Raw genomic sequence first — 26,316 nt, forward strand, 5'->3', positions numbered from 1 at the left:
CCGTGTCGCGAAGAAAGGATTTATATTACAATGTTCTGACAATAGGTCAGTCAAGAATGGTGCGGACCGGCAGACCCGCCGCGCCGCCGGCCGGAACCCGGCGGTCGTGCACGTCTCACCCGTTCAGGCGCAAGGCAAGGTCGCTCTGAAAGCGGGCGTCGTCGCCGTCCGCGAGCCATGCCGCCTCGGCCGAAATCGCGCCGAGCAGATCGGTCAGCGGCTCGACTTCGCTCTTGTGATAATTGCCGAGGACATGGCCGGTGACGCGGTCCTTGTGTCCGGGGTGGCCGATGCCGATGCGCACGCGGCGGAAATCGTCGCCGATATGCTGGATCAGGCTGCGGATGCCGTTGTGGCCCGCCGCGCCGCCGCCCTGCTTTACCTTTACCTTCATCGGCGCGAGGTCGAGTTCGTCGTAGAAGACGGTGACGTCCTGCGGCGTCAGCTTGTAGAAATCCATCGCGGCGCGCACGCTGCGCCCGCTTTCGTTCATGAAGGTGCCCGGTTTGAGGAGCAGGATGCGGTGCCGTCCGATGCGGCCGTCTTGGAACCAGCCCTGGAATTTCTTTGCCGGGGCCGGAAAGCCATGCATGTCGGCGATGACGTCGACGGCCATGAAGCCGACATTGTGACGATGCATCGCATATTGGGGCCCGGGATTGCCGAGGCCGACCCAGAGCTGCATGGCGCTGACTTTCTGGGGAAAGAAGAAGCGCCCCTCCCATCGGGAAGGGCGCTCCCAAAAAGGGCTTAAGCTTCAGCCGTCGCTTCGCCGTCGTCCTTCGTCGTGTCGCCGTCGCTCGACTTGAGCGCCGACGGGGCGACGATGGTCGCGATGGTGAAATCGCGGTCGGTGATCGCGCTTTCGACGCCCTTGGGCAGGGTGACGTTGCTGATGTGGATCGAATCGCCGACGTCGAAGCCGGTAACGTCGATCGAGATTTCGTCGGGGATCTTGTCCGCCTCGCAGACCAGTTCCAGCTCGTGACGGACGATGTTCAGCACGCCGCCGCGCTTCAGGCCGGGCGAGGCTTCCTCGTTTGCGAACACGACCGGCACTTCGACATGGACCTTGGCGTCCTTCGAGATGCGCAGGAAGTCGGCGTGGATCGGACGATCCTTGACCGGGTGGAACGCAACGTCCTTGGGCAGGGTGCGAATGGTCTTGCCGCCCACTTCGATCATCACGACCGAGTTCATGAAGTGACCCGTCATCAGCTGCTTCATCAGCAGCTTTTCTTCGACGTGGATCATCAGGGGTTCTTCCTTGCCGCCATAGACGACGGCGGGGACACGACCGTTGCGACGCAGGTCACGCGAGGCTCCCTTGCCTCCGCGTTCGCGCGTCTCGGCCGTCAGCGTCAGCTGATCGCTCATAGTTTTTCTCCGAGTACGGTTACACAGTTCCGCCACGCCTCCAGGGATGACCATGACGGAAGCGCGGGCGCATAGCGGGGAAGCGGCGGAAATGCAAGCGCCGCGGCGGCTATTGGACGCGCCGGACCTTGTAGCCCTGCGCTTCCAGCATCGCCGGAACGCTGTCGCTGCCCACAAGATGTCCGGCGCCGACCGCCATCAGCACGGTGCCCGGCCGCTTCATCCGCCCCTCGATCCACGCGCTCCAGCGCCTGTTGCGGTCGGTGAGGATCGCCTTGCGCGCGGCGGGAACGCGGTCGACGTCCTCGTTGACGATCTTTGCCAGCGCATCGGCGTCGCCGCGCGACCAGTCGGCCGCCATCGCCTTGACATCGCGGACGGCGTCGCCCGCATGTTCCGCCGCGCGGACGAGCATCGCACGCTGCGCAGCAGGATCGAGCGTTTCGAACAGCATCAGCTGGATCTCGGCGCTTTCGAGGCCCGATATCGGTTTGCCTGCCTTGTCAAACGCCGCCGTCAGGCCGGCCTCGACGCCGTCGGATGGCGAGAGCGCGGCCTCGTCGGCGACGCGCTGTCCCATCAGGACGAGGATGGCCCAGTCGTCGAGCGCGTCGCCGCCGAAGTCGCGCCCGGCTTCGAGCTTGCGGTAAGCTGCGAGCGCGGTGGGAGGCAACCGTGCATCCATCGCGAGCGGCTTTTCGCGCGGTGCCAGTTGGCGGAAAACCCGCCCCGCCTCGGCAAGTTGCCGCGGCGAGAGTTCGAGCACAAGCTCGTCCGCCGCCGCGACAGCCGTTGCGACCTTGCCGCCGTCCCAGTCGGTCCCGGCGGGCAGCGCGTGCATCGTGCCGAGCATATAGATATGCGTGTCGCCGTCCTCGACGAGCCACATCGCCGGGCGAGCCTCGACAGCCGGCTGGCTGCCGCACGCTGCGAGCAGCAACGGGAAAAGGGCCGCCGCGATGCGGCGACCCCCGTGCCGGAAGGGGAAGACCCCGGCCCGCATCACTGGATGCGCTGCGCCTTGAGCCCGCGCTCCGCTAGATAGTCCTGCACGCTCTTCTCGCCCGCGAGATGACCCGCGCCGACCGCGACGAACACGGTGCCCGGCTTGTCCATCCGCGTCTTGATCTGGTCGGCCCAACGCGCATTGCGATCGAACAGCAGCGTCTTGGCGAGTTCGGGCGTCGCCTCCATGCTCTCGTTCATCGTCACGGCCAGTCCGTCGGGGTCGCCCTTGCCCCAGAGCAGGACCATCTTGTCGAGTTGCGGCCCCAGCTTGTCGATGTCCTTGACGACCGACTTCAGGAAGCTGACCTGCTCGACCTCGGGCAGCGTATCGAAGAATCCGAGCTGTTCGGTGAGCGTCTCGAACCCCGAAATCGGCTTGGCCCCCGCCTTGGCCTTTGCCGTGAGCTGCTTTTCGACGCCCTGATTGGGGTCATAGCCGTGCTTGGTCAGCGGCAGCACCGACAGGGTGACCCCCGCGAACCAGGGTTCGAAGGCGTCGAACGCGTTGGCGGGCAGGCCGAGCCCGGTGAGCGTCGCCTGATAGGCGGCGAGCGTTTCGGGATCGAGCTTCTGCGGCAGCGGCTTGCCGCTCTGGTCCATCGCCATCGGAAGGGTCGCCTTGGCAACCTCGGACTGATCGTCGGGCAGGACGAGTTCGAGCACCAGTTCGTCGGACTTGTCGAACGCCTTTTGCACCGCACCGTCGAACCAGCTGAGGCCTGGCTTCAGGACGTGGACAGTGCCGAACAGATAGACGGTGGTGTCGGCATCCTTCACCGCCCACAGGGCGGGCTTGACCTTGACGGTCGTTTCGGCGGCGGCGGGCTCCTTGGCCAGCGCGATGCTTGCGGGCTGCGCGGCATAGAAGGCGACGGGCAGGATCGCACAGGTCGCGGCAAGCGTCTTGAACCAGGTCTTCATCGAAAAACACCTTTCTTGATGGGCCTTATGGCCGGTGGAGTTGGGGAAGGGGAGAGGTGAGATCAGCGAAATTTGAACCAGAGATAGGCCAGCGCATTGGCGGTGAGCGACAGGGCGAAGAGCGGCATGGCCTCGACCGGCGGCGCGAGATCGGCTCGCGCCAGCACCCACCAGACGGGGCAGGGGAAAATGAAGGCGTAAAATCCAGCCAGGCCGCCTCGACAGTACGCCAGCATTTCATGGTCGTCGACATTGCGGTGATAGATTATCAGCGAGACCATCAGTCCGACGGTCCACAGCAGCGACAGGAGAATCGCGACCGCTGGGCTGATGGCCTCATCGTTGAAAAGTCCGCCCGTGCCCGTCGACTGCAACAGGATCGCGGTCACAAAGCCGAGCGCCCCGGCCAGGAGCAGGCTGATCCAGTACAGGCGCTTGCGCGGCGACCAGCTGCGCAGCCAATCGGCGTGACGCCGGAAATAATAGGCGATCGCCGCAGCCCCGATCGCGAGCGCGACCAATGGGCCGATCCATGTCGCGAGCGGCTTGCCGCCTGCCTCGACGGTCGATTCATTATATCCCGCGAAAGCTCCGGCGAGCATCGCGGTGCCGATGCCGATGGCGATCGGGATTCCCATGCCCGGGGCTCCGCCCTGCTTGCGATCATTCGCCATTTTCCGCTCCCTTGAAACCGTCATCGAAAATCTCCTCGATCGGCATCTCGAACAACCGCGCGAGCTTGAAGGCGAGCGGCAGCGACGGGTCGTATTTTCCCGTTTCGATTGCGTTGACCGCCTGCCGCGAAACGTCGAGCCGGTCGGCGAGTTCGGCCTGGCTCCAGTTTCGCATCGCCCGAAGCACCTTGAGCCGGTTCTCCATGCATCACCTTTAGTCATCCAAGCATGACATTGTGTCAGCTGTTATTGACTAAATGACATGATTCGCTGACTGTGTCAACAACGCCTTACATTTTGCAATGCGAGGGTGACATTGCCCACATCATGGACGCGCCGTCCCTTGACCCTGCGGCCCCGCTGCGCCAAGGGCGACGACACTTGTTGCACCTGCGAAAGACGGAAAAAAGGTGACCGAAGGGGCGGAAAAGAAAGTCCTGAGCTTTCAGGACATGATCCTGACGCTGCATGCCTATTGGAGCGCGCGCGGCTGCGCGATCCTGCAGCCCTATGACATGCGCGTGGGCGCGGGCACCTTCCACCCCGCGACGACCTTGCGCAGCCTCGGTCCCGAGCCGTGGAACGTCGCCTATGTCCAGCCGAGCCGCCGGCCGACCGACGGCCGCTATGGCGAGAACCCCAACCGCCTCCAGCATTATTACCAGTATCAGGTGATCCTGAAGCCGTCGCCCGCCGACCTGCAGGACCAATATCTGGGTAGCCTCGCCGCGATCGGCATCGACCCGCTGCTCCACGACATCCGCTTCGTCGAGGATGATTGGGAATCGCCCACTTTGGGAGCGTGGGGATTGGGCTGGGAAGTCTGGTGCGACGGGATGGAAGTCACCCAGTTCACATATTTCCAGCAGATGGGCGGCTTCGACTGCAAGCCCGTCGCGGGCGAGCTCACCTACGGCCTCGAACGCCTCGCCATGTACATCCAGAATGTCGACAATGTGTACGACCTGAAGTTTTCGGACGCGGTCGGCGATGTTGCGGCGGTCAGCTACGGCGATGTGTTTCTCGAAAACGAACGCCAATTCTCGAAATGGAATTTCGAGGTTGCCGACACCGATACGCTGTTCGCGGGTTTCAAGGCCGCCGAGGACGAGTGCAAGCGCGCGATCGACGCGGGCGTGCCGCTCGCGGCCTACGATCAGGCGATCGAGGCGAGCCACCTCTTCAACCTGCTCCAGGCGCGCGGCGTGATCAGCGTGCAGGAACGCGCCAATTACATGGCGCGCGTCCGCGACCTCGCGAAGGGCAGCTGCAAGGCGTGGATCGACAGCCAGTCCGAACGCTGGACCCAAAACTATCCGGGGTGGACGCTGTGAACGACTTTCTTCTCGAACTGCGCAGCGAGGAAATTCCGGCGCGGATGCAGGCCGGCGCGCGCGCCGAGCTTGAAAAACTGTTCCGCGCGCAATTGAGCGCCGCGGGCCTCGCAACGGGCGAGCTGACCGTCTGGTCGACGCCGCGGCGTCTGGCGCTAATCGCGCGCGACTTGCCCGAGGCGACCGCTGCGGTCAGCGAAGAACTCAAGGGGCCGCGCAGCAGCGCGCCGCCACAGGCACTCGAAGGCTTCCTTCGCAAGACCGGCCTTCGCCAAGACCAGCTCGAGGATCGCGACGGCGTCTGGTTCGCCGTGATCGACAAGCCCGGCCGCGCGACCGCCGAGGTGCTGGCCGAGGCGATCCCCGCGATCGTCCGCGGCTTTGCGTGGCCCAAGTCGATGCGCTGGGGCAAGGAAAGCGCGAGCAGCGAAAGCCTGCGCTGGGTGCGCCCGCTGTCGGGTATCGTCGCGATCTTCGGCGAGGAACTGGTGCCGTGCGAAATCGGAGGCATCGCGAGCGGCTTCGCGACGCGCGGCCATCGCTTCCACTGCCCGGGCGAGATCACCATCGGCTCGGCATCGGACTATGCCGAGAAGCTGCGCGCCTGCCACGTCATCGTCGACCATGAAGAACGGCAGGCGATCATTCGCGACGGCGCCGCCAAGGCCGCGGCCGATGCCGGGCTGAGCCTCGTCGAGGACGAGGGGCTGGTGATCGAGAATGCCGGGCTGACCGAATGGCCGGTTCCCTTGCTCGGCCGCTTCGACGAAGCGTTTCTGGAGGTGCCGCCCGAGGTCATTCAGCTCACCGCGCGCGTGAACCAGAAATATTTCGTCGTAAACGGGGCCGACGGGAGGCTTGCCAACGGCTTCGTCTGCACCGCGAACATCGACGCGGTCGACGGCGGCGCGGAGATCGTCGCGGGCAACCGCAAGGTGCTGGCGGCGCGACTTTCGGATGCGCGCTTCTTCTGGGAGCAGGACCAGAAAAAGACGCTTGCGCAGCATGGCGAAAAGCTCGCGAACATCACCTTTCATGAGAAGTTGGGGACGGTCGCGGACAAGGTCGAGCGCGTGGCGAAGCTGGCGCGCTGGTTGGTCGAAGAGGGGATCGTCACATCGTGCTCCCCGGCGAAAGCCGGGGCCCATGGCGACGGTGCAACTGGACCCCGGCTTTCGCCGGGGTGCACGGAGTTGGCCGACCAGGCCGAACTCGCCGCGCGGCTGGCAAAGGCCGACCTCGTCACCGAAATGGTCGGCGAATTTCCCGAATTGCAGGGCCTGATGGGCGGCTATTACGCCCGCGCCGAAGGCCTGCCCGATGCCGTCGCCGACGCGATCCGCGACCATTACAAGCCGGTCGGGCAGGGCGATGATGTGCCCACGGCGCCGGTGACGGTGGCCGTGGCATTGGCGGATAAGCTGGATACGCTGACTGGCTTCTTCCTTATTGATCAGCAGCCGAGTGGTTCGCGAGATCCCTTTGCGCTGCGAAGAGCGGCTCTCGCAATTGCAGCTCTACAGACGCGAGGCGAGTTTCGTCTGCCATTGCTGATTGTTTTTGCGAACGCGATCATTGGATACGCCGAGACCGCTATCAATTGGGCTGAGCGTGCTAAGCCACCAGCACAGCGCCAAACGGCCGCCCTTAATCGGTGGACTGCGGCGAGAGAGTTCGCGACGCAGGTTGGTTATTTGGACCAGTTCCCTCCGCAGCCGAAGGTCGAAACCGCCGAACTGCGCGCAGTATATGATCTGATGCAAGCTGTGAGGTTTGATACGCCGGAGGCGATGCTTTCACGTGCTCGTACTCTCGTGACGTTCATGTTCGACCGCCTCAAGGTCCAGCAACGCGAAGCCGGCGTCCGTCACGACCTGATCGACGCCGTATTCGCGCTCGGTGGCGAGGATGATCTAGTACGCCTGCTCGCGCGCGTGAAGGCTCTGCAGGCGTTCATGGCGACCGAGGACGGCACCAACCTGCTCGCGGGCTACAAGCGCGCGGCGAATATCCTGAAGCAGGCGGGCAAAGATATCGTCATCCCAGCGAAAGCTGGGATCGCTGGCGATCGTGCGCCGACGATGGCGGCCCCAGCTTTCGCTGGGGCGACGGAGATGGACAAGGCCCTCCTCGCCGCGCTCGACACCGCCGAACCCGCCGCCTCCGCCGCCGTCGCCGAGGAACGCTTCACCGACGCGATGGCCGCACTTGCATCGCTCCGGGCCCCGATCGACGCCTTTTTCGAGGGCGTAATGGTCAATGATCCCGATGAAGCGGTCCGCGCCTATCGCCTCGGCCTGCTGTCGCGCTTTACCGGCGCGGTGCATGGCGTCGCCGATTTCTCGAAGATCGAGGGCTGACGGCGGGCTATGCGCCGCAGCTTATAACGAACGAAGTAAAACTGAATCGACGAAGTGCGATTGCATACCTACCCAGCCGCAACCTCCTCCCCGGGGCAGCAGGAGCAAGACATGACGAAGTTGGTGCATTTGTTCGGCGGCGACGCGACGACGCGCGAGCGGTCGAAGGAATTGCTGGGCGGCAAGGGGTCGAACCTCGCCGAAATGGCCTCGATCGGCCTGCCGGTGCCCCCGGGCTTTACGATCACCACCGACGTCTGCACCCAATATTATGCCAATGGCGAGCAATTCCCGGCGGGTCTCGCCGCGGAAGTCGCCTCGGGCATCGCGCATATCGAGGGGATCACCGGCAAGAGGTTCGGCGACGCCGCCGATCCTTTGCTCGTCTCGGTCCGCTCGGGCGCGCGCGTGTCGATGCCGGGGATGATGGACACCGTCCTCAACCTGGGGCTCAACGATGCGACCGTCGTCGGCCTGGCGCAGGCGTCGGGCGACCCGCGCTTTGCGTGGGACAGCTATCGCCGCTTCGTCCAGATGTACGCCGACGTCGTCATGGGGCTCGACCATGCCGAGTTCGAGGAGGCGCTGGAAATCGCCAAGGAGGACCGCGGCTTCTATCTCGACACCGAAATGTCGGCTGAAGACTGGCAGGCGCTGGTCAAGGACTATCAGGCGATCGTCGAGCGCGAGACCGGCGCGCCCTTTCCGCAGGAGCCGAACGACCAGCTGTGGGGCGCGGTCGGCGCCGTCTTCGCGAGCTGGGAAAGCGACCGCGCGAAGGTCTATCGGCGCCTGAACTCGATCCCCGGCGAATGGGGTACCGCGGTCAATGTGCAGGCGATGGTGTTCGGCAATATGGGTGACACCTCGGCCACCGGCGTCGCCTTCACCCGCGACCCCGCGACCGGCGAGCGCGCCTGGTACGGCGAATGGCTGATCAATGCCCAAGGTGAAGATGTCGTCGCAGGCATCCGCACCCCGCAGTATCTGACGAGACAGGCGCGCGAAAAGGCGGGCGCCAAGCCGCTCAGCATGGAAGAGGCAATGCCCGAAACCTTCGCCGAGCTTGGCCGCGTCTTCGATACGCTCGAAACGCACTACCGCGACATGCAGGACATCGAGTTCACCGTCGAACGCGGGACGCTCTGGATGCTCCAGACGCGTAGCGGCAAGCGCACCGCCAAGGCGGCGCTTCGCATCGCGGTTGACATGGCGGCCGAGGGGCTGATCTCGGAAGAGGAGGCCGTCGGTCGCGTCGATCCCGGCGCGCTCGACCAGCTGCTCCACCCGACGCTCGACCCGAAGGCGCCGCGCGACGTGCTGACCAAGGGGCTCCCCGCAAGCCCCGGCGCCGCGTCGGGCAAGATCATGTTCGACGCCGACAGCGCGGAAAAAGCCGCGGCGATGGGCGAGGCGGTGATCCTCGTGCGCGTCGAAACCTCGCCCGAGGACATTCATGGGATGCACGCCGCGAAGGGCATATTGACCGCACGCGGCGGGATGACCAGCCATGCGGCGGTGGTCGCGCGCGGCATGGGCCGCCCCTGCGTCTCGGGCGCGGGCGGGCTGTCGATAGACGGTGCGGCGCGGGTGCTCCGCGTCGGCGGGCGAGAACTGCGCGAAGGCGATATCCTGACGCTCGACGGCTCGACCGGCGAAGTGATGGCGGGCGAGGTGCCGACGCTTTTGCCCGAACTGGTCGGCGATTTCGGCACCCTGATGAACTGGGCCGACAAGGTGCGCCGCATGAAGGTGCGCACCAACGCCGAGACGCCGCAGGACGCGCAGGTCGCGCGCGACTTCGGCGCCGAGGGCATCGGGTTGTGCCGCACCGAGCATATGTTCTTCGACGCGGCGCGTATCACTGCGGTGCGCGAGATGATCCTCGCTGACAGCGAGGACGGCCGCCGCGCCGCGCTCGCGAAACTGCTCCCCGAACAGCGCGGCGACTTTGCCGCCATCTTCCGCGTCATGGCGGGCCTCCCGGTCACCATCCGCCTGCTCGACCCGCCGCTGCATGAATTCCTGCCGACGCGCGAGGAGGATTTCGCCGACGTTGCCGAGGCTGCGGGCGTCGGGATCGAGGCGCTGAAGGCGCGCGCGAACGAGCTGCACGAATTCAACCCGATGCTCGGCCATCGCGGCTGCCGCCTCGGCGTGACCTATCCCGAAATCTACGAGATGCAGGCGCGCGCGATCTTCGAGGCGGCGTGCGACGTCGCCGCCGAAACCGGCGCCGCGCCGATCCCCGAGGTGATGATCCCGCTGGTCGCGACGCGGCGCGAGTTCGACCTGATGAAGGCGGTCGTGGATGCGCAGGCGAAGGCGGTGTTCGCCGAAAAGGGCCGCGAGATCGCCTATCTCGTCGGCACGATGATCGAACTGCCGCGCGCCGCGCTGATGGCGGGCGAGATCGCCGAAACCGCCGAATTCTTCTCGTTTGGCACCAACGATCTCACCCAGACGACGATCGGCATCAGCCGTGACGATGCAGGGCGCTTCCTGACGCAATATGTCGACAAGGGCATCTTCGTCACCGACCCGTTCGTCAGCCTTGATGTCGAAGGCGTCGGTCAGCTGATCGAACTCGCCGCCGAACGCGGCCGCGCGACGCGCAACGGCATCAAGCTCGGCATCTGCGGTGAGCACGGCGGCGACGCGCCCAGCATCCATTTCTGCGAAAAGACCGGCCTCGATTATGTCAGCGCCTCGCCCTACCGTGTGCCGATCGCACGGCTGGCGGCGGCCCAGGCGGCGCTGAAGAGGGGGTAGGAAGGCGCCACGACGAGCTGACGCAGCTCGCGCGTCCTCGCCCTCGATCCTCTATTGCCGAATCGGCTTGAGCGTCCCCTGCGGGGCGCTGCCGGCCTTCGATCCAACGAAATGTCGCTCCACAAGCGACCAGCTTAGCGCGCCTGCTATCATTGCGAGGACAAGCGACGCCGCCACATATGCCGGAAATGGTAGAGGCAGGGAGGTGACAAGCACCCGTTGGCATGGAAATGCGTAGAGGTAGGTGCCGTACGATATGTCGCCGTATCGAGCGGCGTCCGGCACCTTTATCGGGCTGAAGGCCATATAGAAAAGCGCATAGCCCATTGTCGGAATGAACAGTAAGTCGAATGGCACCCGGCTGGCGAATAGATGGGCGGTGGCGATCGTTGCCACGACGAGCCCGACCAGAATCCATCGCGATCGAGGGATGTGTTCGCCGAATTTGAGCGTCACGACACCGACCAGAAACGATGGAGCCATCGAAAACCAAAGATAGGGCCAGCCGAAGATCTTATGCACAAACGGGCCGCCTATCTCGCGACCCGTGGCGTCGAGCCATGCCTTGACGAGAATTATCGCGATGAGCGCGAAGAGCGGGAACCAGCCGCGGCCGATAAGCCGCGTCAGGCCTAGCGCCGCGACGGCAATGTAGCACCAGAACTCAAACGGGATGCTCCATAGCGAGCCGTTGATTGCAAAAAGCGGATCGCCCGGAAATGCGTCCGACGCCGGGATGAAGTTCCGCATCAGCAGATTCTTCCATGCCCACTCCCCGATAAGGTTCGGGGTGATGATAGAAAATCCCTGCGAAGAATATGCAGGAACGATCACGAACGAACAGATTGCCAGGGCGACAAGATAGCCGGGATATATTCTCTTCACGCGCTTTTCGAAGTACGAGCGGGGCGATGAGGTGCGTTCCCAGCTTTGAACGATCAGAAAACCGCTGATGGCGAAGAAGACGCGGACGCCTATGTTGCCCGCATTATATTTTCCGTCGAGCAAAAGAGAGACGGGTTCGAAATCCTCGGTTCCATAGTAGATCGCGAAGCTGTGCGACCAAACTACCAGCAACGCCATCGCAAGGCGAATCGTGTTGAAATGATTGGCCGAGGTCGTGCCGGTCGGGACAAGCTCTTGCCACACCGTACCATCCGCAGGCGTTGTCATGGGGCTTTGCTACCTGTCGCGTGCCATCCTGCCAACACTTGGTTTCAGGCAATTGCGCAAATATGGCACAATCATCCTCCCGCACAAATTTCGCGGCGATCCTAGCCCGAACCCGGCCTAGAAGGTGCTGCAAGATAAACCTGCTGAACCGGTCGCGCTGCCATGAATTTGAAATTTTCTGACGCGGCGGGTTGCGAATCACGAGGGGCAAGTCTAGAGCGCCCCTCGTTGAGTCGTTGGAACCCCGGCATCGGAGTGGCTGGAGCATCCCACGAGTTGACGACATAAGTTGTTGAAAAACAACCACGCACCCGTAGCTCAGCTGGATAGAGCATCAGACTACGAATCTGAGGGTCGGACGTTCGAATCGTTCCGGGTGCGCCATTTTCCCGAACATTGCTCGATTTGCCGCGTTGCCGCCGTTCGCCGGACGCTGCGCATAGCTATGCCCTGTTGCTTCGGCCCCGCCTATGCGACATTCGGGCCGTCGAACCGGCCCCCGCACGCCGGCAAGGGAGAGTCATGAGCGAACAGATCGTCACGGTCGATATCGGCGGCACGCACGCGCGATTTGCGATCGCCGAAGTGGCGGATGGCCGCGTCGTCGCGTTGGGCGCGGAAACGACGCTGCATACGAAGGATCATGCGAGCTTCCAGACGGCTTGGCAGGATTTCGAGCACCGGCAGGGCGGAACGCTGCCGCGCGCGGTCGCGATTGCGATCGCGGGCCCGACGCGCGGCGAGATCATCCGTTTTACCAACAATCCCTGGATCATCCGTCCGGCGCTGATCGGCGAGAAGCTGAACGTCGATCGCCATGTGCTGGTCAATGACTTCGAGGCGGTGGGCCATGCGGTCGCGCAGGCCGGGCCCGAATATTTCGCCCATCTGACGGGCCCCGACGCGCCGTTGCCGGATGACGGCACGATCAGCATTATCGGCCCCGGCACGGGGCTCGGTGTCGCCCACATCTGGCGTGGGAACGGCAGTTACCGGGTGCAGGCGACCGAGGGTGGGCATCTGGATTTCGCGCCGCTCGACAGCATCGAGGATGCGATCCTCGCGCGTCTGCGCAAGCGGCATCGCCGTGTGTCGACCGAGCGTATCGTGTCCGGCCCGGGCATTGTCGATATCTACGAAACGCTCGCGAGCCTGGAAGGGCGAGCGATCACACCGCTCGACGATCGCGAAATCTGGTCGCGCGGCATGGCTGGCGAAGACAGCCTCGCTGCGGCGGCGATCGACCGTTTCTGCCTGTCGCTCGGCAGCGTCGCGGGCGACCTCGCGCTGGCTCAGGGGGCGAGCGGGGTCGTGGTAGCAGGCGGGCTCGGTCTCCGCATACGCGACCAGCTTCTCCGTTCGGGCTTCCCCGAACGCTTCGTCGCCAAGGGACGGTTCGAGAATTTCATGGCGGCGATTCCGGTCAAGCTGATCACGCATCCGCAGCCCGGCCTGTTCGGTGCGGCAGCGGCGTTCGCGCGCCAATATGCGTGAAATTTCGCTGGCGCCCGGCGGCTAAAATCGGCAGCAAGGGGCATGTCCTCGCGCCCCGTCCTCGGCATCATTGCCTGCAACCGCACGGTCGGAACCGAGATCGCGCAGGCGGTGATGAACCGCTATGCGATCGCAGCGATGCGCCACGCCGACTGCGCGGCGCTGATCATTCCGTCGCTGCCCGAATTTATGCGCGCGGACGAGATTGTGGGGCGGCTCGACGGGGTTCTGCTGACCGGTACGCCCTCGAACGTCGAACCGGCGCGCTATGGCGACGAACGCGAGGGGGAGGGGCCGTTCGATCCCGAACGCGACCGGATGATGCTCGACCTCGTCGACGCGGTGATTGCGGCGCAGCGGCCACTTTTCGGCATCTGCCGCGGCTTCCAGGAGATCAATGTCGCGCTTGGCGGGACGCTGCGGCGCGACACATCGGCGAGCGAGGCGCTGCTCGCGCATCATGCGCCCGAAGGCACGGCGTTCGATGCGATGTTCGACCATCATCACAAGGTCGATCTGGTTGCGGGCGGCTTGCTCGCCGCAGCCTATGACACGCCGTCGCTCGACGTCAATTCGGTCCATTATCAGGGCATCGGCGAGCTCGCGGACGGGCTGGCGGTCGAGGCGCGCGCGCCCGACGGGCTGGTAGAGGCGTATAGCGCGCGGCCGAACGGCGCCCCGTTGCTCGCCGTCCAATGGCATCCCGAATGGGGGACCGATGCGAACGGGCAGAGCCAGACCTATTTCCACCTTCTCGGGCGCGCGCTAAGGGGCGAATTATGAACCGCCGCGTCACCCGATATGATCGCTATCTCGCGCGGATCAGCTTTTCGCCCTGATTTTCCGGAAGCCGGTTTCTTTCCGTTTCCCGACAATCAGGAGTTTTATTGATGCCCCGCAATCACGACATCGCCGAACTGCGCCGCCTCGACGTCGCGCACCATCTTCCCGCGCAGGCCGACTGGGCCGAAATCGAACGGCTGGGCGGCAGCCGGATCATCACCCATGCCGAGGGATGTTATATTACCGACGGTGATGGCCATCGCATTCTCGACGGCATGGCGGGCCTGTGGTGCGTCAACGTCGGCTATGGTCGCGAGGAGCTGGTCGAGGCGGCTGCGGCGCAAATGCGCGAGCTGCCCTTCTACAACACTTTCTTCAAGACCGCGACGCCGCCGACGGTGACGTTGGCGGCAAAGATCGCCAGCCTGACGCAGAACCGCCTGCCGCATGTCTTCTTCAACGCCTCGGGCAGCGAAGCGAACGACACTGTCTTCCGTATGGTGCGCCACTATTGGAAGCTCAAGGGCGAGCCCAAGCGCACCGTCTTCATTAGCCGCTGGAACGCTTATCATGGCTCGACCGTCGCGGGCGTCTCGCTCGGCGGCATGAAGGCGATGCATGTGCAGGGCGACCTGCCGATTCCCGGCGTCGAGCATGTTCGCCAACCCTATGCTTTCAATGAAGGCCAAGGGATGACCGAGGAAGAGTTCTGCGACGCCTGCGTGCAGGCGATCGAGGACAAGATCCTCGAGGTCGGCCCCGAAAATTGCGCCGCCTTCATCGGCGAGCCGGTGCAGGGCGCGGGCGGCGTGATTATTCCGCCCAAGGGTTATTGGCCGAAGGTTGAGGCGGTGGTGCGCAAATATGGCTTGCTGCTCGTCGCCGACGAAGTGATCTGCGGCTTCGGCCGCACGGGCAAGATGTGGGGGCATGAGACGATGGGCTTCTCGCCCGACCTGATGCCAATGGCGAAGGGGCTGTCGTCTGGTTACCTGCCGATCTCGGCGACCGCGGTCGCGAGCCATGTTGTCGATGTCCTTAAGACCGGCGGCGATTTCGTTCACGGCTTCACCTACTCGGGCCACCCGGTCGCAGCGGCGGTCGCGCTCAAGAATATCGAGATCATCGAGCGCGAAGGCCTGGTCGAGCGCACCGGCAGCGTCACGGGGCCGCATCTGGCGAAGGCACTCGCGACGCTGAACGACCACCCGCTTGTCGGCGAGACGCGCTCGGTCGGCCTGCTCGGCGCAGTCGAGATCGTTGCGGACAAGGAAACCCGTGGGCGCTTCGGCGGCGCGGAAGGGACGGCGGGACCGATGGCGCGCGACGCCTGCATCGCCAATGGCCTCATGGTGCGCGGCATCCGCGACAGCCTGGTCATGTGCCCGCCGCTGATCATCACCACCGAACAGATCGACGAGATGGTTGCTATCATCCGCAAATCTCTGGATGAGGTGATGCCGAAGCTCCGCGCGCTTTAACAAAGGAAGAAATCTCTCCCATGCCTTCCGGCCTATTTGCCCTGCTCGACGACGTCGCCACCATCGCAAAGGTGGCGGCCGCGAGCATCGACGACGTCGGCGCCGCGGCGTCGAAGGCGGGGGTCAAGGCGGCGGGGGTCGTGGTCGACGATACCGCGGTAACGCCGCGCTATGTCACCGGCTTCACCCCCGACCGCGAACTGCCGATCATCTGGCGGATCACCAAGGGATCGATCTTCAACAAGCTGGTGCTGATCCTGCCCGCGCTGCTGTTGCTGTCGACCTTCGTGCCTTGGGCGATCACGCCGCTGCTGATGATCGGCGGCGCCTATCTCTGCTTCGAGGGCGCCGAAAAGGTGCTCCACTCGTTGCAGGAGGACAAGACGAGCCTGGCCGAAGACGCCGAGATCGTCGCCGACAAGGATCATGAAGAGACGATGGTGAAGGGCGCGGTGCGCACCGATTTCATCCTCTCGGCCGAGATCATGGTGATCGCGCTCAACGAGGTGCTCGACGAGCATCTGGTCATGCGCGGCGCGACGCTGGCGCTTGTCGCGGTGCTGATTACCGTAGCGGTCTATGGCGTCGTCGGACTGATCGTGAAGATGGACGACATCGGCCTCCATATGGCTAAGGAGGGCAACAAAGCGCGGCAGGCGATCGGGCGCGGGCTCGTGGCCCTGATGCCCAAGCTGCTCGCGACGTTGGCGACGATCGGGACCGCCGCGATGCTCTGGGTCGGCGGGCAGATCGTGCTCCACGGCCTCGACGAATATCATATCGGAGGGATCGGTCACTGGCTGCACGACACGGCGCATGCGATCGGCGGCGGTCTCCCGGTCGCGGGGCTGTGGGAGTGGCTGATCAACGCCGGCGGCGCGGGCTTGTTCGGCTTATTGCTCGGCGGGCTGATCGTCGGCGGGCTGCACTTCCTTCCAGGCAAGAAGGCGGCTCATTAATCTCTTCATCCCGGACTTGATCCCGGATCCACAGCAGCACCGAAGTCATGGAACCCGGACCAAGTCCGGGATGACGAAGATTTGGAGGGGGCGGGAGGTCTAACCCAGCAGCACGACCGGGCTATCGGCCCGCCAGTGCATCGAGACCTTGTCGTCCCAGGTGAAATCCTCCTGGTCATGGCGCGACAGGTTGGGGCGCGAGACACGCAGGCGCGCGCCCGATTCGAGCAATATGTCGTACAGGGTGATGTCGCCGAGATAGGACATGCCCTTGATGCAGCCGCGCGCGAAGTTGTGCCCGTCGGGGGCGTCCTGCGCCGCCGCGCGCACCGCCTTGCCCTCGCCGGGGACGTGGAGGTAGATTTTCTCGGGGCGCAGCGCGACCCACACATCGGCGCCGTGCGGACCGGTGACGCCGTGGTTGAGGTAAACCTTGCCCAGCCCCGGACAATCGACCGCTGCGCGGTCGGGCTCGTCCAATGTCAGCTTGCCCTCGAAGATGTTCACCGACCCGACGAAATCGGCGACGAAGCGGTTCGCCGGATATTCGTAAAGGTCGGATGGTCCCGCAAGCTGCGACACCTCGCCCTTGTTGATCACCGCGATCCGGCTCGCCATCGACAGAGCCTCGTCCTGGTCGTGCGTCACCGTGACGAAGGTGATGCCGACCTGGTCCTGCAGCTCCGCGAGCTCGAACTGCATCTGCGCGCGCAGTTTGGCGTCGAGCGCCGACAGCGGCTCGTCGAGCAGCAAGACCTTGGGCCGCATGATCAGACTGCGCGCGAGCGCGACGCGCTGGCGCTGGCCGCCCGACATCTGGTCGGGCATGCGGTCCTCGAACCCGCCGAGTTTGACGAGGTCGAGCGCCTCGGCGACGCGGTCCCTGACCTCGCCGCCCTTCACGCCCGCAATCTTCAGGCCATAGGCGACATTATCCGCAACGCTCATGTGCGGAAACACGGCATAGCTCTGGAACACCATGTTCACCGGCCGCTTGTTCGGCGGGATGCCGGCCATATCCTGCCCGTCGATCAGGATCGTGCCTTCGGTCGGCAGCTCGAACCCGGCGATCATGCGCAGCAGAGTGGTCTTGCCGCACCCCGAGGGGCCGAGCAGGACGAAGAATTCGCCGGCCAGGATATCGAGACTGACATTATCGACCGCGGCGACCCGGCCGAAGCGCTTGGTGACATTCTGGATCTGGATGATCGGCTTTTTCGGCGCGTCGGTCATGGTCAGTGGGTTTCCGCGATGGCCTTTACGCCCTGAAGCTTTAGGGCGACGGCGGTCAGAACGATGGTGAGAAGAATGAGCAGGGTCGAGGCGGCATTGACCTCGGGCGTCACGGAGAAGCGCACCATCGAATAGACCTTCACCGGGAAGGTGATCGTGTCAGGCCCGCTGGTGAAATAGGTGATGACGAAATCATCGAGGCTCAGAGTGAAGGACAGCAGCGCCCCCGCGACGAGCGCCGGCTTCATATGCGGGATCAGCACGTCGCGGAACACCCCCCATTCGCCCGCGCCGAGATCCTTCGCGGCCTCCTCCTGCTCGCGGTTGAAGCTCGCGAGGCGCGAGCGCACAACCATCGTCACGAAGGGGAAACAGAAGGTGATGTGCGCGATGATGATCGCGCCGAGGTTGAACGGCCAGATGAGGTCGGTCGGCCATTCGAGCCACTTTGCGAAGAAGATCAGGAAGGCGACCCCCATGCAGATTTCGGGAACGATGATCGGCAGCGAGATCGTTCCGTCGACCGCGCCCTTCAGCGGGAAGCGAAAGCGCCAGAGCATGACCGCGGCGACCGCGCCGAGGATCAGGCTGGCGATCGTCGCAAGCGCCGCGATCGTCAGCGAATTGACCAGCGCCTCGACCAGCACGTCGTTGCCGAGCGCCTTCTCGTAATATTTCGTCGTGAAGCCGCGCCACACGACATTGCGCTTGCTGTCGTTGAAGCTGAAGATCATCAGCACGATCAGCGGCGCATAGAGGAACAGCATCACCAGCCCGACCCACGCGCGCATCCACAGGGTGCGGCTATATTCGAGCGGTGCGAGCGGCGTGCGGGCGAACAGGGCCATCAGCGAACCTCCGGCACTTTCTTGCGCATCGCCTGCAGCGCAATCAGGATGAACATGGCGTAGATGAGGATGAAGGAGAGCGCGGCGCCGAAGGGCCAGTCATTCGCCTTCTTGAACTGGCGCTCGATGACGTTGGCGATCATCTGGCTGTCGGTCCCGCCCATTAGGTCGGGGGTCAGATAGGCGCCGAGCGCCGGGATCAGCGTGATCATCACCCCCGCGACGATGCCGGGCGCGGCGAGCGGCACGACGATGCGCATGATGGTGCGGAAATGTCCGGCGCCGAGGTCGAGGCTGGCCTCGATCAGGCTGCGGTCGAGCCGGTCGAGCGCCGCGTAAAGCGGCAGGACCATGAAGGGCAGGTGGACATAGACGAGCCCGAAGACGACCGCGAAATTGTTGAAGAGGAGTTGGACCGGCTCCCACGTCGGCAGCGGCTGCAACCCGACGAGCGTCTTGAACCAGCTCGCGCCGCCCCACAGCGTCTCGAGCCCCTTGTTCGCGAAGCCCTGGCTGCCGAGCAGCATCATCAGCGCATAGGTGCGGATCAGCAAATTGGTCCAGAAGGGCAGCATGACGCCGAGGAGCAGCCAAGGCCGCCATTTCTCGCTTGCGAAGGTGATCGCCATTGCAACCGGGAAGCCGATGATCAGGCAGATCAGCGTGACCAGTGCCGCGACCGCGAAACTCTTTCCGAAGATACTGAGATAGAGATATTCGGTCGCGCGCTTGTAATTTTCGAGCGTTCCCGAAAATTCGATTTCGGTCAGTCCCTTGTTCTCGCCGAAGCTGTAGAACCAGACGATCGCCATCGGGATGACGAAGAAGAGCAGAGTCCAGAGCAGGGTCGGCAACGAAACCGCCGCGAAGACCCGCTTGTTTGCTTTCCAGTCCTGCTCCGCCATCCCCCATGCCCCCCTTCAGGATGTTACGACGCGCGAACCTTCGTGAACGCTTCCTCGTAGAGCGGCTGAAGCTTTTCGTTGAACTTCGCATATTCGCATTTCGCGAGGATATCGGCGGGCGGGAAAATGACCGGGTTGTTCTTGTACGTGTCGGGCATCAGCGCCTTCGCCGCGAGGTTCGGGGTCGGATAGAGGATCGTCTCGGTGATCTTCTTGCCCACCTCGGCATCGAGCATATAGTTGATGAAGGCGTGCGCATTCTTCGGATGCGGCGCGCCCTTGGGAATACAGAGCGTATCCGAATTGAGCTGGCTGCCTTCCTTGGGCACGATGAAGTCGATGTCGTCGTCCTCGACCATCGCCTGCGCGATATCGCCATTATATTCGAGCACGACATCGACATCGCCCTTGAGCAACAGATCCTGTCCGTCGTCTTCGTGGAATTTCTTCACATTCGGCTTCTGCTTGATCATCATCGCCGAGATTGTTTCGATGTCGGCGGGGGTCAGCGCGTTGACCGATTTACCGAGATATTTGCCGTAGAGGCGGAACATGTCGCCCGCTTCCGACAGCCAGGCGATGCGGCCGGCATATTCGGGGCTGTCGAACAGCACTTTCCAGCTGTCGGGCTTCGCCTTCACTTTCGATTTGCGATAGCCGATGCCGAGGACAAGCCAGGTATAGGGAAGCGAGAATTTGCGGCCCGGATCGTAATCGACATTGATGAAGCTCGGGTCGACATTTTTGATGTTCGGAATCTGCGCGTGATCGAGCGGCTGGAGCATGTCGGCGCGGACCATCCGCTCGACGAAGTCGTTCGAAGGCACGATCACATCGTATCCGGGGTTGCCTGCCTTGAACTTCGCGAACAGCGTATCGTTGCTGTCGAAGAGGTCCATCGTGACCTCGACACCCGTCGATTTCTTGAAATCGTCGAGCGTCGTCTCGCCGATATAGGTGTCCCAGTTATAGAAGTTGAGCTTGGCTTCCTCGCCGTTCGAGAGCTTTTTGCCTTCGCCCTTGCTGCACGCCGCAAGGCCGCCAAAGCTGATCCCGATGGCGGCCACCCCCATGGCCTGAAGCAGCGAGCGACGGTTGCGGCCCTGCGCGAGCAGTTCGTTCAAATCCATTGACGGCCTCCCTTTTTGTGACGTCAAGCTGACTCAATAATGTCACCTTGGGAAGAGGCTTTTTTGCGCTGCACCAACAAATTCTGGAACATTCATGCGTTGCGCAGGTACCAGTCGTAATCGAGTGTCGGAACGACGCTGAAATAATTGTTCTGTTCGACGCGCTTCACGATGCTGAACATCTCGACGAACCGTGTCCCGAGATAATCGCGCATCAGGCTCGACGCCTCGAAACGGTCGACTGCGGCGAACCAGTTCGAGGGCGGCTTGTCGTCGCCGCTGTTGTCGCGTTCGTAGCCGTTGCCGACCACCGCCGCGCCGGGATCGGTGCGGGTCGTCATACCATGATGCATCCCGGCAAGGACGGCCGCGACCGCCAGATAAGGGTTGGCGTCGGCGCCGCACGCGCGATGCTCGACATGACGGCTCGCCGGCGGGCCGGCAGGGATGCGGAACGAGACGGTGCGGTTGTTGACGCCCCACGTTGGCGCGACCGGGGCATAGCTATTCGCCTTGAACCGGCGATAGCTGTTCGCGTGCGGCGCGAAGAGCGCAAAGGCATCGCCGACGGTGCCGATCATCCCGCCGATCGCGTGGCGCAGCGCGGGGGTGCCTTCCGGCTCGTCGCTCGCGAAGATGTTGCTGCCGGTATCGTCGTTGACCGAGACGTGGATGTGCATGCCGCTGCCCGCCTGCTCGGCGAAGGGTTTGGCCATGAAGGTCGCTTCGAGCCCGTGTTGCTGTGCGGTCGCCTTGACGAGGCGCTTGTACATGATCGCATCGTCGCAGGCGCGGAGCGCGTCGGGCTTGTGGCGCAATGTGAGCTCGAACTGGCCCGGCGCGAATTCGGAGATCGCGCTTTCGAGCGGCAGGCCCTGCACGTCGGTTGCGGCGTAAAGCGCGTCGAAGAAGGGACGGAAATCGTCGAGCTCGCGCAGGCCATAGACCTCGACATTGCGCGGCGTGTCGCGGCTGTAGGCGGGGCGGGCGGGGCGGACTTTGCCGTCGCGCGCGCGGCGCGGATCGAGCAGGTAGAATTCGAGCTCGACCGCCAGCACCGGAGTCAATCCATCGTCGGCGAAGCGGTCGATCACGCGGCCGAGGACGTGCCGCGGGTCGAGGTCGTGCGGCGTGCCGTCGAGCTCGTAGAAATCGACGAGGAACTGTGCGGCCGTGTCACCGCCCCACGGGGTGCGGACGAGGGTGCCGGGGATCGGCTTCATCGAGCGGTCGGCGTCGCCATCCTCCCAGACGAGGCCCGTTTCGACGGTGTCCTGTCCGGTGATGTCGACGACGGTGATCGAGCCGGGGAACATGCGGCCGCTATCGTAAACCGCCATCACTTCATGCTGGCGCAGGCGCTTGCCGCGCGGAACGCCGCCCATGTCGGTGTAGATCATCTCGATCGAATCGACGTCGGGATTGGCCTGGAAGAACGCCTCGGCCTCCGAACGCGGCGCGATCACGCCCGATGATTTCGACATCGCCCCTCTACTCCTTCAACGCTCTCATGCAGTCGGCGAAGGTGCCGACGAGCCGGTCGATCTGGTCGTCCGACGTGACCGGGCTCACCAACATCATATTGTGGAACGGCGCCAGCAAAATCCCGCGATTGGCAAGGAAGAGGTGGATCGCCGCCTCGAGTTCGGGATGCATCGCCGCCTTGGCTTCGCCGCCATTACGCGGCGGGGTAGGGCAGGTCAGGAATTCGACGCGGGCGCCAACCTGCGTGACGTGCCAGTCCAGCCCGGCGCCCGCGATCTCTGCTTCGAGACCCGCGACAAGGCGCGCAGCGCCGCGCAGCATGGCATCGTAGGCGGCCGGGGTGATGACATCTCCGAGCATGATATCCATTGCCGTGATCGCCAACGCATTGGCCGACAATGTGGTGCCGATCCCGCTATGGCCGGATGAGCGCGACCGGTTGAGCTCGGCCATGCGTTCGGCAACCTCGGTGCTGAAACCATAGACGGCACAGGGAACGCCTCCGCCGATCGATTTGCCGATCACCATCAGGTCGGGCTTCGGGCCGTGCGTGAGGCTGTGGCCGCCATAGCCTGACGAAATCGTGTGCGTCTCGTCGAAGACCAGCAGCGTCCCGGTCTCGTCGCAAAGCGCGCGCAGCGTCTGCAGAAACCCCGGTGCGTCGCGGACCATGCCGACGTTGGTCATGACGGGCTCGGCGAGGACGCAGGCAATGTCGCCGCCGCGCAGCGCAGCCGCGAGCGCCGCTTCGTCGTTGAACTCGACCACCGCCGTGGTGCCGCGCAGATCGTGGACCTGTCCGACCAGACTGGCGCGCATCGCCGGCGCGCCGCCTTTCAGGTCGACGAAGGCATCGTCGACCGCGCCGTGATAAGCGCCGTCGAAGATCAGGATCTTGCGCCGCCCGCTGATCCCGCGGCACCAGCGGATCACGGCGCGATTGGCCTCGCTGGCGGTCGTCGTGACCTGCCATTGCGGCAGGCCGAACATCGCCGCGAGCCGTTCGGACAAGGCCGCGCCGCGGTCCGTCGGGAGCATATAGCTCAACCCTTGGCCTACCTGCCTCGCCAGCGCGGCGGCAAGAGCGGGGGGCGAATGGCCGAACAGGCTCGCGGTGTCGCCGAGGCAGAAATCGTCGTAGGTCTGGCCGTCGATGCTGGTCAGCATCGCGTCCTTCGCCGAGGCGGCGACGATCGGCACCGGGCTCGGCCAGTCCTTCATCCAGTGAAAGGGCACCGACTGGAACCAGCCGGTTGCGGAAGCATGGTGTGCGAAAGCATGCGGGTTGGCACCGCGAAACCGCTCGGTCTCGCGTTCGGCGATGCGCGCGATGGCGGCGTCGGCGATCACCCGAGCCTGTCCTTCAGCGCATAGTAGAGCAGGCCCAAGGTCGCGAGCGGCCGGCGCAGCCATTTGCCGCCGGGGAAGGGCTTCGCGGGGAGGTTCGCGAGCACATCGAAGTGTTCGGCCGTGCCTGCCAGCGCCTCGGCGATCAGCTCGCCGGCAGTTGTCGTGACCAGCGCGCCGTGCCCGGAGAAGCCGTGCGCGAAAAACACATTCCCGCGCCGCCCGATGTGCGGCAGCCGGTTCATCGTCACCGTGACCGCACCGCCCCAGCCATAGTCGATCGTCGCGTCGGCGATTTGCGGGAAGACCTCGGCCATGAACGGTCGCACGAATGCGGCGATGTCGCGCGGCGGAGTCTGCGAATAGCGCTCGCCCCCGCCGAAGATCAGGCGTTTGTCGGCCGAGAGGCGGAAATAGTTGAGCACGAAGCGGCTGTCGGCGACCGCGGCATCTGTTGGGAGCAATTCGTCGGCGCTCGCGAGCGGAGCGGTCGCGATGTTGTAGTTCATGATCGGCACGGTGTGGCGGCCGAGATCGGGCTCCACCTCGCCGATCCAGCTATCGGTCGCGTCGATGACGTAGCGCGCAGCGATATGCGCGCGGTCGGTCATCACGCCCGGCCCCTCTCTATTCTCGGTGATGCGATGGGCGCGCTCGCCCTCCCAGATCCGCACGCCGGCCGCTTCGGCCGCCTGCGCAAGCCCGATCGCATAGTTCAACGGGTGGAAATGCCCGCCCTGCGGGTCATGGACCCCGCCATGATACAGCGGGCTCGCGATATGCGCGCTCATATCAGCCTTCGCGACGATATCGGTCCGATAATCGAAGCGGTTTGCAAGATGGTCGGCCTCGCGCCGCATCGCATCGAAATCCGTCGGCGTCCACGCCGCTTCAAGATGGCCCGCTTTCAGGTCGCAGGAGATGCCATGCTTCTCGATCCGCGCCTTCACGCGATTGTCGCGCCAGCAAAGATCGAACAGCGCGTCGGCGCGCTCGCGACCGAATTCCGCTTCCAGTTCGGATGCGGTCCAGCGCAGCCCCGGGATCAGCTGCCCGCCATTGCGGCCAGACGCCCCGAAGCCGATATGTTCGCGATCGAGCAGGATCACCGAAAAGCCGCGCTCGGCGCAGGCGATCGCCGCGCTGACACCGGTGAAACCGCCGCCGATGACGGCGACGTCGCACCCGCAATCCGCGCCGTCGAACGCGCGCGGCCGCCACGCATTCGCCGTCGCGACGTAATAGCTATGGTTCAGCGGGTCTGTCATGATCGGGGTCCGGGTCAGACCCGCATCAGCAGATGTTCGCGCTCCCAGCTCGACACCACCGACTGATAGTTGAACAGCTCGTAATCCTTCACCGCGAAGAAGATTTCGAAGAAATCGTCGCCCAGCAGATTACGGACCTTCTTGCACGAGCTGAACCGGTCGAGCGCCGCCTCCAGCGTGCGCGGTAGCGTTCGCGCACGGTTGTACGCGCTGCCGGTGATCGGCTTGGGTGGCACCATGCGGTCGACCATCCCGATATAGCCGCACACCAGCGACGAAGCGATCGCGAGATAGGGGTTGCTGTCGGCGCCCGGCAGGCGGTTTTCGACCCGGCGGTTGTTCTTGTCCGACACCGGCACGCGGAAGCCGCACGACCGGTTGTCGATACCCCATTGCACATTGATCGGCGCCGCGCTGTCGGGTCGCATGCGGCGGAAGCTGTTCACATTGGGCGCCCACATCGGCGAAATCTGCGGCATGAAGCGGATCAGGCCGGCGACATAGGAACGGAAAGCCGCGCTGTCGCGGCCGTTGGCGGTCGAGAACAGGTTGCGTCCGGTGTCGGCGTCGACGACCGACTGGTGGATGTGCATCGCGCTGCCCGGCTGGCCCGCCATCGGGTTCGCCATGAAGGTCGCATAGACATTATGCTGCTTCGCGACGTTGCGCACGGCGCGCTTGAACAGAAACACCTCGTCGGCGAGGCGCAGCGGGTCGCCGTGGATGAAGTTCACCTCGAGCTGCGCGGCGCCCATTTCGTGGATCATCGTGTCGATATCGAGCCCCATAAGCTCGCAATCGTCGTAGATGTGATCGATGATCTCCTCATATTCGTTCATCGCCTCCAACCCATAAGGCTGGCTCGCGGTTTCGCTGCGGCCCGACTGGCCGACGGGTGGTGTCAGCGGGAAATCGGGGTCGGCGTTCTGCGAGACGAGATAGAATTCGACCTCGGGCGCGATGATCGGCTTCCAGCCCTTGTCCTCGTACAGGCCGAGAACCTTTTTCAGGATCGTGCGCGGCGCGATGTCGACTTCGGTCCCGTCGCCGTTGAAGGCGTCGGCGATCACAAAGGCGGTGGGCGAGGTGAAACCTGGCGCGACGCAGATCGTGCTCGGGTCGGCGATCAATATCTTGTCGGGGTCCTTGTCCCAGATATCGTCGATGTCCTCGGGATAATGGCCGTCGATCGTGCAGATGAAGACACTGCCCGGAATACGGAGCGACTTGTCCTTGACCGAGGAGAGGAACTTCTTGGCCGGCAGAACCTTGCCGCGCTGGACCCCGTTGATGTCGGGGACGATACATTCGACTTCGTCGATTTTATGGTCGCTGATCCATTGTTCCAGATTGACTGACATGTGCCCCCGATTGGGCCGAGGAGCCGACCCGTTTGTGGAAGGCCAGCCTATCGCGAAGTTCGGCGAAGCGCCAGAGGGGCCGGTATCGGCCATTTTTCTGCGGCCATGCAGTGGGCGACTGTCTGGAGACGACCGGAGCACGACATTTCTAGTATCGTCATCCTGAACTTGTTTCAGGATCCATGGTCCGCCATTTCCTTAGGGTCAGGACCCATTAATTCCGCGATCGAGGTTTGAAGCGATTTTGCCTGGGGCGAGGAGAAAAGGCGCAGGAATATGTCGATATTTCCAGACTTTTCGACGAAGCCACAGGCAAAATCGGTCAAATCCCGGAGGGACGCCGAAATGGCTTCGATCTCAGGCCCGGGCGGCCTTGCGGGTAGCGATGCTACCCGCTGCACCC

The 26,316-nt window shown here is 64.0% G+C and carries 22 protein-coding genes and 1 tRNA gene; 8 read left to right on the plus strand and 15 right to left on the minus strand.

All coding sequences use genetic code 11. From position 1 onward, the window contains the following. Positions 1–115 precede the first annotated feature (115 nt). The 6 genes from pth to ATE64_RS11120 all read right to left on the minus strand — a co-directional run bounded on the left by pth (position 116) and on the right by ATE64_RS11120 (position 4,185). The gene (gene pth / locus ATE64_RS11095; protein WP_058456616.1) at positions 116–685 is read right to left on the minus strand and encodes an aminoacyl-tRNA hydrolase; all 570 of its coding nucleotides are present in this window, start codon (positions 683–685) and stop codon (positions 116–118) included. Between the two features lie 65 nt (positions 686–750). Further along, on the minus strand, positions 751–1,377 hold the full coding sequence (locus ATE64_RS11100) for a 50S ribosomal protein L25/general stress protein Ctc (protein WP_197410158.1): 627 nt from the start codon (positions 1,375–1,377) through the stop codon (positions 751–753). A 109-nt stretch (positions 1,378–1,486) separates the two neighbouring features. After that, on the minus strand, positions 1,487–2,380 hold the full coding sequence (locus ATE64_RS11105) for a TraB/GumN family protein (protein ID WP_058456618.1): 894 nt from the start codon (positions 2,378–2,380) through the stop codon (positions 1,487–1,489). Then, a complete protein-coding gene (locus tag ATE64_RS11110; protein ID WP_058456619.1) occupies positions 2,380–3,306 on the minus strand; it encodes a TraB/GumN family protein in 927 nt (308 codons plus the stop codon). Before ATE64_RS11110 ends, ATE64_RS11105 begins: the two co-directional genes overlap by 1 nt. Before the next feature lie 62 nt (positions 3,307–3,368). Then, positions 3,369–3,980: a hypothetical protein gene (locus ATE64_RS11115; protein ID WP_231729170.1), complete on the minus strand. Its 612-nt coding sequence runs from the start codon at positions 3,978–3,980 to the stop codon at positions 3,369–3,371. Next, positions 3,970–4,185 (minus strand): helix-turn-helix transcriptional regulator, encoded by a 216-nt coding sequence (locus tag ATE64_RS11120; protein ID WP_058456620.1) that lies wholly within the window; start codon positions 4,183–4,185, stop codon positions 3,970–3,972. Before ATE64_RS11120 ends, ATE64_RS11115 begins: the two co-directional genes overlap by 11 nt. 247 nt (positions 4,186–4,432) lie before the next feature. On the opposite strand from ATE64_RS11120, the gene ATE64_RS11125 reads away from it, so the two are divergent. From ATE64_RS11125 to ppdK, 3 genes are all read left to right on the plus strand, one after another. Next, complete coding sequence (locus ATE64_RS11125; protein WP_058456661.1) at positions 4,433–5,314, plus strand: glycine--tRNA ligase subunit alpha; 882 nt, start codon at positions 4,433–4,435, stop codon at positions 5,312–5,314. Further along, positions 5,311–7,674: a glycine--tRNA ligase subunit beta gene (glyS, locus tag ATE64_RS11130; RefSeq protein WP_058456662.1), complete on the plus strand. Its 2,364-nt coding sequence runs from the start codon at positions 5,311–5,313 to the stop codon at positions 7,672–7,674. The genes ATE64_RS11125 and glyS overlap by 4 nt, the downstream gene beginning before the upstream one ends. A 111-nt stretch (positions 7,675–7,785) precedes the next feature. Further along, positions 7,786–10,446: a pyruvate, phosphate dikinase gene (ppdK, locus tag ATE64_RS11135; RefSeq protein WP_058456621.1), complete on the plus strand. Its 2,661-nt coding sequence runs from the start codon at positions 7,786–7,788 to the stop codon at positions 10,444–10,446. Between the two features lie 51 nt (positions 10,447–10,497). On the opposite strand, the gene ATE64_RS11140 is transcribed toward ppdK, so the two are convergent. After that, positions 10,498–11,619: an acyltransferase gene (locus tag ATE64_RS11140; RefSeq protein WP_058800331.1), complete on the minus strand. Its 1,122-nt coding sequence runs from the start codon at positions 11,617–11,619 to the stop codon at positions 10,498–10,500. A 307-nt stretch (positions 11,620–11,926) separates the two neighbouring features. On the opposite strand from ATE64_RS11140, the gene ATE64_RS11145 reads away from it, so the two are divergent. The 5 genes from ATE64_RS11145 (at position 11,927) to ATE64_RS11165 (ending at position 16,336) form a co-directional block, all read left to right on the plus strand. Next, a tRNA-Arg gene (locus tag ATE64_RS11145) sits at positions 11,927–12,003 on the plus strand. A gap of 138 nt (positions 12,004–12,141) precedes the next feature. Continuing rightward, positions 12,142–13,113, plus strand: a complete 972-nt coding sequence (gene glk, locus ATE64_RS11150; protein ID WP_058456623.1) for a glucokinase — start codon at positions 12,142–12,144, stop codon at positions 13,111–13,113. Between the two features lie 42 nt (positions 13,114–13,155). After that, the gene (locus tag ATE64_RS11155; protein ID WP_058456624.1) at positions 13,156–13,896 is read left to right on the plus strand and encodes a gamma-glutamyl-gamma-aminobutyrate hydrolase family protein; all 741 of its coding nucleotides are present in this window, start codon (positions 13,156–13,158) and stop codon (positions 13,894–13,896) included. Positions 13,897–14,003: 107 nt separating this feature from the next. Beyond that, positions 14,004–15,377, plus strand: coding sequence for an aspartate aminotransferase family protein (locus ATE64_RS11160; protein WP_058456625.1), 1,374 nt, complete (start codon positions 14,004–14,006; stop codon positions 15,375–15,377). Between the two features lie 20 nt (positions 15,378–15,397). After that, positions 15,398–16,336: a DUF808 domain-containing protein gene (locus ATE64_RS11165; protein WP_058456626.1), complete on the plus strand. Its 939-nt coding sequence runs from the start codon at positions 15,398–15,400 to the stop codon at positions 16,334–16,336. Between the two features lie 99 nt (positions 16,337–16,435). Here the strand turns inward: ATE64_RS11165 and ATE64_RS11170 are convergent, their stop codons facing one another. The 8 genes from ATE64_RS11170 to ATE64_RS11205 all read right to left on the minus strand — a co-directional run bounded on the left by ATE64_RS11170 (position 16,436) and on the right by ATE64_RS11205 (position 25,913). Then, on the minus strand, positions 16,436–17,569 hold the full coding sequence (locus ATE64_RS11170; protein WP_058456627.1) for an ABC transporter ATP-binding protein: 1,134 nt from the start codon (positions 17,567–17,569) through the stop codon (positions 16,436–16,438). Positions 17,570–17,571: 2 nt separating this feature from the next. Continuing rightward, complete coding sequence (locus tag ATE64_RS11175; protein ID WP_058456628.1) at positions 17,572–18,417, minus strand: ABC transporter permease; 846 nt, start codon at positions 18,415–18,417, stop codon at positions 17,572–17,574. Beyond that, complete coding sequence (locus ATE64_RS11180) at positions 18,417–19,322, minus strand: ABC transporter permease (RefSeq protein WP_058456629.1); 906 nt, start codon at positions 19,320–19,322, stop codon at positions 18,417–18,419. The genes ATE64_RS11175 and ATE64_RS11180 overlap by 1 nt, the downstream gene beginning before the upstream one ends. 23 nt (positions 19,323–19,345) lie before the next feature. Continuing rightward, positions 19,346–20,452, minus strand: coding sequence for a spermidine/putrescine ABC transporter substrate-binding protein (locus ATE64_RS11185; protein WP_058456630.1), 1,107 nt, complete (start codon positions 20,450–20,452; stop codon positions 19,346–19,348). A gap of 92 nt (positions 20,453–20,544) precedes the next feature. Then, a complete protein-coding gene (locus ATE64_RS11190; protein WP_058456631.1) occupies positions 20,545–21,936 on the minus strand; it encodes a glutamine synthetase family protein in 1,392 nt (463 codons plus the stop codon). Between the two features lie 7 nt (positions 21,937–21,943). Continuing rightward, positions 21,944–23,287 carry an aspartate aminotransferase family protein gene (locus ATE64_RS11195; protein ID WP_058456632.1) on the minus strand — a complete coding sequence of 448 codons (1,344 nt, stop codon included), beginning with the start codon at positions 23,285–23,287 and terminating at the stop codon, positions 21,944–21,946. Next, a complete protein-coding gene (locus ATE64_RS11200; protein ID WP_058456633.1) occupies positions 23,284–24,552 on the minus strand; it encodes an FAD-binding oxidoreductase in 1,269 nt (422 codons plus the stop codon). Before ATE64_RS11200 ends, ATE64_RS11195 begins: the two co-directional genes overlap by 4 nt. 14 nt (positions 24,553–24,566) lie before the next feature. Further along, on the minus strand, positions 24,567–25,913 hold the full coding sequence (locus ATE64_RS11205; protein WP_058456634.1) for a glutamine synthetase family protein: 1,347 nt from the start codon (positions 25,911–25,913) through the stop codon (positions 24,567–24,569). Between the last annotated feature and the right edge of the window lie 403 nt (positions 25,914–26,316).

This window comes from Sphingopyxis sp. H073, from assembly GCF_001468395.1.
Classification (GTDB): Bacteria; Pseudomonadota; Alphaproteobacteria; order Sphingomonadales; family Sphingomonadaceae; genus Sphingopyxis.

What these genes read in the sequence shown, in the direction of transcription:
- pth (WP_058456616.1), bottom strand. Translation starts at nt 685, where the DNA reads ATGCAGCTCTGGGTCGGCCTCGGCAATCCCGGGCCCCAATATGCGATG.
- ATE64_RS11100 (WP_197410158.1), bottom strand. Translation starts at nt 1,377, where the DNA reads ATGAGCGATCAGCTGACGCTGACGGCCGAGACGCGCGAACGCGGAGGC.
- ATE64_RS11105 (WP_058456618.1), bottom strand. Translation starts at nt 2,380, where the DNA reads ATGCGGGCCGGGGTCTTCCCCTTCCGGCACGGGGGTCGCCGCATCGCG.
- ATE64_RS11110 (WP_058456619.1), bottom strand. Translation starts at nt 3,306, where the DNA reads ATGAAGACCTGGTTCAAGACGCTTGCCGCGACCTGTGCGATCCTGCCC.
- ATE64_RS11115 (WP_231729170.1), bottom strand. Translation starts at nt 3,980, where the DNA reads ATGGCGAATGATCGCAAGCAGGGCGGAGCCCCGGGCATGGGAATCCCG.
- ATE64_RS11120 (WP_058456620.1), bottom strand. Translation starts at nt 4,185, where the DNA reads ATGGAGAACCGGCTCAAGGTGCTTCGGGCGATGCGAAACTGGAGCCAG.
- ATE64_RS11125 (WP_058456661.1), top strand. Translation starts at nt 4,433, where the DNA reads ATGATCCTGACGCTGCATGCCTATTGGAGCGCGCGCGGCTGCGCGATC.
- ppdK (WP_058456621.1), top strand. Translation starts at nt 7,786, where the DNA reads ATGACGAAGTTGGTGCATTTGTTCGGCGGCGACGCGACGACGCGCGAG.
- ATE64_RS11140 (WP_058800331.1), bottom strand. Translation starts at nt 11,619, where the DNA reads ATGACAACGCCTGCGGATGGTACGGTGTGGCAAGAGCTTGTCCCGACC.
- glk (WP_058456623.1), top strand. Translation starts at nt 12,142, where the DNA reads ATGAGCGAACAGATCGTCACGGTCGATATCGGCGGCACGCACGCGCGA.
- ATE64_RS11155 (WP_058456624.1), top strand. Translation starts at nt 13,156, where the DNA reads ATGTCCTCGCGCCCCGTCCTCGGCATCATTGCCTGCAACCGCACGGTC.
- ATE64_RS11160 (WP_058456625.1), top strand. Translation starts at nt 14,004, where the DNA reads ATGCCCCGCAATCACGACATCGCCGAACTGCGCCGCCTCGACGTCGCG.
- ATE64_RS11165 (WP_058456626.1), top strand. Translation starts at nt 15,398, where the DNA reads ATGCCTTCCGGCCTATTTGCCCTGCTCGACGACGTCGCCACCATCGCA.
- ATE64_RS11170 (WP_058456627.1), bottom strand. Translation starts at nt 17,569, where the DNA reads ATGACCGACGCGCCGAAAAAGCCGATCATCCAGATCCAGAATGTCACC.
- ATE64_RS11175 (WP_058456628.1), bottom strand. Translation starts at nt 18,417, where the DNA reads ATGGCCCTGTTCGCCCGCACGCCGCTCGCACCGCTCGAATATAGCCGC.
- ATE64_RS11180 (WP_058456629.1), bottom strand. Translation starts at nt 19,322, where the DNA reads ATGGCGGAGCAGGACTGGAAAGCAAACAAGCGGGTCTTCGCGGCGGTT.
- ATE64_RS11185 (WP_058456630.1), bottom strand. Translation starts at nt 20,452, where the DNA reads ATGGATTTGAACGAACTGCTCGCGCAGGGCCGCAACCGTCGCTCGCTG.
- ATE64_RS11190 (WP_058456631.1), bottom strand. Translation starts at nt 21,936, where the DNA reads ATGTCGAAATCATCGGGCGTGATCGCGCCGCGTTCGGAGGCCGAGGCG.
- ATE64_RS11200 (WP_058456633.1), bottom strand. Translation starts at nt 24,552, where the DNA reads ATGACAGACCCGCTGAACCATAGCTATTACGTCGCGACGGCGAATGCG.
- ATE64_RS11205 (WP_058456634.1), bottom strand. Translation starts at nt 25,913, where the DNA reads ATGTCAGTCAATCTGGAACAATGGATCAGCGACCATAAAATCGACGAA.